The 4,842-nt window shown below is 42.7% G+C and carries 5 protein-coding genes and 1 pseudogene; 2 read left to right on the top strand and 4 right to left on the bottom strand.

Features of this window, described 5'->3' with window-relative positions; genetic code table 11:
* Positions 1 to 338: 338 nt before the first annotated feature.
* From JOE21_RS17680 to JOE21_RS17670, 3 genes are read right to left on the bottom strand one after another with little or no spacing between them, the layout of a single operon-like run.
* Positions 339 to 797 (bottom strand): SMI1/KNR4 family protein, encoded by a 459-nt coding sequence (locus JOE21_RS17680; RefSeq protein ID WP_309868807.1) that lies wholly within the window; start codon positions 795 to 797, stop codon positions 339 to 341.
* Between the two features lie 26 nt (positions 798 to 823).
* Complete coding sequence (locus tag JOE21_RS17675) at positions 824 to 1,222, bottom strand: Imm1 family immunity protein (RefSeq protein ID WP_309868805.1); 399 nt, start codon at positions 1,220 to 1,222, stop codon at positions 824 to 826.
* Positions 1,219 to 2,769, bottom strand: a complete 1,551-nt coding sequence (locus tag JOE21_RS17670) for a deaminase (RefSeq protein WP_309868802.1) — start codon at positions 2,767 to 2,769, stop codon at positions 1,219 to 1,221. Before JOE21_RS17670 ends, JOE21_RS17675 begins: the two co-directional genes overlap by 4 nt.
* 267 nt (positions 2,770 to 3,036) lie before the next feature.
* Here JOE21_RS17670 and JOE21_RS17665 point away from each other — a divergent pair, with 267 nt between their 5' ends.
* Positions 3,037 to 3,378 (top strand): IS5 family transposase, encoded by a 342-nt coding sequence (locus tag JOE21_RS17665; protein ID WP_309868800.1) that lies wholly within the window; start codon positions 3,037 to 3,039, stop codon positions 3,376 to 3,378.
* A gap of 32 nt (positions 3,379 to 3,410) precedes the next feature.
* Positions 3,411 to 3,836: an IS5 family transposase gene (locus JOE21_RS17660; protein ID WP_309868797.1), complete on the top strand. Its 426-nt coding sequence runs from the start codon at positions 3,411 to 3,413 to the stop codon at positions 3,834 to 3,836.
* A gap of 764 nt (positions 3,837 to 4,600) precedes the next feature.
* Here the strand turns inward: JOE21_RS17660 and JOE21_RS17655 are convergent.
* Positions 4,601 to 4,842 (bottom strand): annotated as a pseudogene (locus tag JOE21_RS17655) (stage V sporulation protein R); the annotation flags it as partial.

Raw genomic sequence — 4,842 nt, 5'->3', positions numbered from 1 at the left:
TTGATCCGGTCCCACTGTTCTGGCGTTAAGTCATGTCGTGTACTCATCATATTCACATCTTAACATCTATCGAAATATTTTTGAAATAGGTTCTACTTCCTCACTGACTTCATCATACTCTTGTTCCCAATGAGCCACATTTTTTCACCTCTCCCAAATGCTTTCCACCGTCCTAAATAGCACTCCTATCAGTAGTTTCGGTGGAATCCCTTCGGATCAGAGTAAGCGACACAGCTAATGTAGTGACAAGAACAGCATTCAAAACGATCCCACATAATGTCTTCATTTCAAAAGAAAAAGCACCTCTTTGGGGTGCCAAGAAGTAAATCTGACTTAATTTAATAGTCTTCTTCGTTGTATAATTTGTCCAAAAAACCTTGGAATGTTCGACTAATATACAACGACTGTTTTACATCGTTACCTTCAAATACCTCTGAAAGGTCATCATCACTCGGTGCAAAAAAGACACCTGAAGGCACTTCTTTTCCTTTAGGGTAGAAAAAGCAGTACTTATTCAGCGCCGAACTGTAAGCGAAGGGAACAACCGTACCGTACTCTTGGTACTCCTCTTCCCCCTCAAAAAACAAATTCATTTGATCTACGAAATGATCAGGAGGATAAAATTCAGCTATATCCTCAGGCCCACTATCAAAGTTAACCCAAACATTATCTGCTTCTGGATCTTCATACTGTTTAAACCACTTGACAAAGTCATCTGGAAGATTGACTCCTAATTGATTTTCAAGTTCTACAATTTCTTCGTCAGAAAGAGGTTGACTCCGTTTGACCCATTCCAAAGTGAATAGAATCCTTATTGTAGCTGTTAAGGGTGCTCCCATGTCAATTCATTAGCTAGAGATCCATGTTCAAAGAAGTATAAAAAAGCAGGTATAACATCCTTAAACTCAACTAGGAACTCTTTAGGTTGATCCACACTGACTTGCTGTATAGATATAGCCTCATACTCATTGTTTGGTTCAACCGATACATTTCTAAGCATTAGGGTGTCTAAAGAATCGTGATTAGGAAAGTATTCAACTACATATACTCTTCTTCCATTAATTATATTTCCCCCACCAATCATTAATGATCCAGATGATATTTCCAAGCTTGCCTCAGTTACATTCTCACCATCAATCTTTTTCAAAGTTTCTAGAACCTCTTCCCAAGTGGGATTATCTATCACTTTAGAACTACCCTCAATTTGCAAAGATCGCTTCATCTGTCAAGCTCCTCCCATGAAGTTCTTCTTCTTCCTGGTCTAGGTGTTAGTACTTGTGTACCTTCAGGTGTCTTAATAACCAGTTTATCTAAACCTACTTCTTCCATTAAACTTTGAATGCCATTATTTTGTCCACAAGCTTTACAAAGAGGGCGATCAACTACCAAAGTGGCTTCCCCACCTAATATATTATTTTCCTTTCTATTCTTGTAAAGGTGCCAAAATGCATCTCCTTCAGCATGATAAGCTGTTTGCCCATTTGTAGCGCTTTGCTTTCTCTTGCCACCACCTTTTAACCAGCTTTCTCTCATCTCTGTATACCCACCAACATCGTTTCCCCAACCGCTTCTTCCCCAAATTTGCTGACCATCTGATTCTAAAACAGCCACTGTATGTGTCTTACTACCAGTGTCCTTATTTATAGGGGGAAGCCCTAAATCTTTTCTTATTTTGGCAACATAATCAAAGTCAACCTTATTCGTAGCAGGCCTGTATTTTGGGTTTTCCTTCAAATCTACTTTAAAGTTCTTGCTTGAAGGGGATACCTTATTTCCTAAACCACTACCTGCATCTTTATGATACCCATCAGCGGCATCGTCAAAGTGATTATAAATAAACCGCCCAACGGGACCATCTGCAGCAACAACTACTCGATTCTCAAGCTGAGGGATTAACGCTTTTAACTTGTGGCCATGGTCCGTGATCATTCCGCCACCAAAGCCGAGCAGTCCGCCTAATGCTCCCGCGATCAGAACGTTTGTCCAATTGACTTTACCATCTCGTAAAAAATCAAAAGTGGCTGTTTCTCCTACACCGGCTGCTCCACCTGAACCCAACCATGGAAACCAACGCCCCATCCAGGTAGAAGTCATTGCCATTCTTCCAAGAAGACGGGCAGCTCCAGCAAAGGCACCCAGTCCAACCGCTCCTGCTATCCCACCATAAACCGCATCCATCGCGATCTCTGTGGCCGACCCACCGCTCAACCAACCGGCTAGACCACCAAAAGCCATCCCAACCAGCATAGACCAGCCAATGACAGGCACGGTAAAGATGAACACCGTGGCTATAATGGCGAGTATAGCTGCCGCTAACAGACTAAAGATGCTGAATCCAGAAATGCTGGTGCATTCAACTTCTGTAGATTCAGATTCTACAGATGAAGTACCTTGAGCACTTATAGGAGAGATGGAGGCAAACATTTTGTCATTTACCATTGAAGAAGGTGGTTGATATTTCTCTGGAGCTTGATACTTTTCTGGAGGTTGGTATGGCTCCGGCGGTTTATATGGTTCTGGAGCCTGATATGGTTTAGGTCCTTTATACGGAGCTGGTATGGCTGGACCATCCGACACTGGAGGGTCTTCTGATATCGGCGGGCTCTTTGGTATTGCCGGGCCTTTCGGAATCGGTGGACCTGCTGGCAGTGGCGGATCCTCCGCTATTGGTGGCTCATAGCAATCCGCAGCATTGGAAAAAGAGCATCCAATTAAGAAGAGGATCATGACTACTGTAATGGCTACCAAACGATTAAAACGCACACTCATCCTCCTTTTTCTCAAGAATTGGTAACCTGATTTTATCGAACTGAGCAAAGTAGACAAATAGGATATAGGTAGTAGAACCTATTTCAAAATTCGATTAATCGACCAGAGGAAGAAAAAAGGGAGGTGACAATTGATAAGTCATTGATACGTCATAAGTTTTACAGTTTTGGCTTACGTCGTTGTCATCTTTTCTACTGGTCATTACCACTGTTTTTGCGCTAGAACCTATTTCAAAAACATTTCGATAGATGTTATGATGTGAATATGATGAGTACACGACATGATTTAACACCAGAACAGTGGGATCGGATTAAGCCTCTTCTGCCGCCTCGGAAACAAGGTCGCGGACGACCACGGGCAGATGACCGGAAAACCATCAACGGGATCTTGTACGTGCTAAAAACCGGTTGCACGTGGTCAGATATGCCCTCACATTACGGCTCCCCTGTTACCTGTTGGCGCCGTTTAAACCAGTGGTCGGAAGATGGAACCTGGGAGCAGATTTGGCAAGCGCTCCTGCAACAAATGGATGAGCAACAAAAACTGGATTGGACCAAAGCCTTTTTAGATGGAAGCTTTGTCCCTGCGAAAAAAGGGGAAAGAAAATAGGAAAAACCAAGGTTGGCAAGGGATCCAAGGTGATGCTGGTATCCGAAGGAAATGGCTTTCCCATTGGCATCCATATCACCTGTGCACAACCGCATGAAATCACGCTGGCAAGAGAAACACTCGAATCGATCCGTGTTCCGCAAAAGCGCGGTCGACCCCGGAATCGCCCCCAGGAGTTGGTTGCAGATAAAGCCTATGACAGCCATCCCTTCCGCCAATATTTACGGAAGCGGGGAATCAAACCCTCCATTCCACTGAGAAAGAGGCGAAAGGTGAAAAAGGGTCGTCCGGCCCAAGTCGGGGCGTCCTATGGTGAACGCTGGAAAATCGAACGTTGTTTTGCATGGATGGATAACTGCCGCCGTTTACTGGTTCGATATGACTCTTATGTACATATGTACAAGGCTTTCTGTTTTGTTGCACTCATCCTCTGGTCTATTAATCGAATTTTGAAATAGGTTCTAGTCAACTTTACTAAATACATGATGTAAGTTTAAATTTCGATTGATGACTGGAGGGTGAGTGCTAAAAGGAAGAAAGCCTTGTACATATTGTAAGCCGGTCTCACTTGAATAGTCGCCCATTTAGGATTCCGACTCTTTTCCAGCTTCCCCTTATTTACCCCATCTTTTTTATTGGAAGGTACAAAACTTCCCTCCAAGAAAGCCTGGACCTAATCATTCTTCTGTTGTATTTTTGAAAACTGCAAATATATAAAATAAATTACACTTATTCAATATCACTTTGTATATAAAATAAATATTTATTATACATCCTAACCATTTATAGCCAAGAAATTAAATCAGTTACTTATAGACATTTTCCATAAAAAATTCCTTCCTTTTATGATCGTGTCTAACCGTTGTTTGCTACAAAGTCAATGTAGTAGGTATAATGAAATAAATGAACTTGCGTAACTGAATAGATGATTCAAAAAGGGGGCTTATGCATACAATTATCAATCGTTGTAAGGATAATAATCCGGTGGTTCTAGAGCTTTACGATGATTAAAAGATGGATTTCCCTTGAGGGGGTTATTAAACTAGAACTACGGTCTAAAAAAGTGATAAGAAAAAAGCCAAAACCAGTTACGGATCTCCTCTTCCATCATAGACAGATGACGAACTCCAAACAAAAACAACCGAACCCAGGCATCGCCCCGTTCGGTTGCTCATCTATCCATAGAAGCCTTGACCGTTTTAAGCTATCCATTCTCACTGATCTACAAAAACCGCCGGGTACACTTCTTCCCGTTATACGTAAACAGGACGTCCCGGTGTTTGATCACCGTCTCGATGTGGACCGGACGCCCCCATAACGGATACACATGGGGCAGCGTTTTTTCGATGTATTTGACATCCAGTTCCAATCCTTCAAACCGATGCTTCAACAAGAGCTCCCCGTTGTTCCGATAATCCCCGTCCTCCACCACAATCATGGGATGCCCCCCGTTGACGCGGCTGG

Origin of the sequence: Desmospora profundinema, from assembly GCF_031454155.1 — a bacterium.
Taxonomy (GTDB): Bacteria; Bacillota; Bacilli; order Thermoactinomycetales; family DSM-45169; genus Desmospora; species Desmospora profundinema.
Note: the sequence above shows the minus strand (reverse complement) of the source record. Positions and strands in the feature narration are given on the sequence as shown.